The sequence below is a fragment of the Thalassotalea eurytherma genome (genome assembly GCF_030161415.1).
In the GTDB taxonomy this organism is placed as follows: domain Bacteria; phylum Pseudomonadota; class Gammaproteobacteria; order Enterobacterales; family Alteromonadaceae; genus Thalassotalea_G; species Thalassotalea_G eurytherma.
The window spans coordinates 1-1,273 of record NZ_BSSU01000031.1; the positions used below are offsets into that span (position 1 = coordinate 1).

The 1,273-nt window shown below is 42.3% G+C and carries 1 protein-coding gene; it reads right to left on the minus strand.

What is annotated here, in order from left to right; genetic code table 11:
- Positions 1-8: 8 nt before the first annotated feature.
- Positions 9-1,198, minus strand: a protein-coding gene (locus QQK02_RS16390) for an IS3 family transposase (protein ID WP_284209232.1) whose coding sequence is annotated in 2 segments (ribosomal slippage) — positions 9-931 and positions 931-1,198 — 1,191 coding nt in all. Because the reading frame shifts where the segments join, the coding sequence is not laid out codon by codon here.
- Positions 1,199-1,273: the final 75 nt, after the last annotated feature.

Below are 1,273 nucleotides of genomic sequence, written 5' to 3' on the forward strand. Positions count from 1 at the left end.
TGTAGTGGTCAAGTTAAATTGGCCACAGTTTTATAGTTTAGCCAGTACCTTTTCTCTGACTCGTTTGGTGTCAAACCGCCATTATTTTGATGCGGCCTAACTTGGCTGTAATAGCCAATAATATATTTCGTGATACCTATCTTCGCTTCGTTAAAACCTCGATAGCCTATCGTTGGTATCCATTCCGTCTTTAAACTTCTAAAAAATCGCTCCATTGGGGCATTGTCCCAGCAGTTACCTCGACGGCTCATGCTTTGTGTGATCTGATAACGCCACAATCGTTGCCTGAACTTACGGCTTGTGTAATGACTGCCTTGATCACTATGAAACATAACGTTTTCAGGTCTACCTCGTAGTTCGTAAGCCATCGTTAATGCCCTTGCGGTTAATTCACTATCGGGTGAATGTGATATTGCCCAACCAATAGGTTTACGAGCAAACAAATCAATCACTACTGCCAAATACGCCCAACGATTGCCAGTCCAAATATAAGTTACATCGCCACACCAGACTTGGTTCGGTGCCGTCACATAAAACTGACGCTGAAGCAAATTAGGTATTGCCACATGCTCTTTAGAGCCCTTCTTGTAAGCGTGCTGTGGCAATTGGCAACTAACCAGTTCTAGGTCTTTCATAAACCTAGTAGCACGATAACGGCTTAGCAGAAAACCACGCTGTGTCACTATCTCTGCAATGGTTCTTGCACCTGCTGAGCCACCGCTTAGTTCATGTGCTGATTTAACCTCAGCGCGTAATGTCACTTCTTCGACTGATAATGACGTATCACGTAAGCACCAGTATTTATAACTGCTACGGTGAACATTAAACACATCACACAATGTTTTAATCGGATATCTGGCTTTATGGCTCTGATTGAGTTTTTCGATTAATTCGAATTGTTCAGTGAGTCCGACATCAACAGAGCCGTAGCCTTTTTTAGAATTTCCTTTTCTAATTCAATGCGTTCGATCTTCTTTTCTAGCTCACGGATCTTGAGTTGCTCTGGGGTCATCGGTGTTGCTTTAGGTGCTTTCCCCTGACGCTCTTCTTTTAATTGTTTAACCCATTTACCAATCGTCGAAAAACCAACGTTCATAGCCTTGGCTGCTTCTTCATGGGTGTAGCCATGATCGACCACCAATTGTGCCGTTTCTAATCTAAATTCAGGGCTGAAATTTTTACGTGACTTCTTAGTCATTATCTTCACCTAATACTGCTATGAATTAATCATAACATCCTCTAATTAGGTGGCCAAAATCACTATGCCACTACA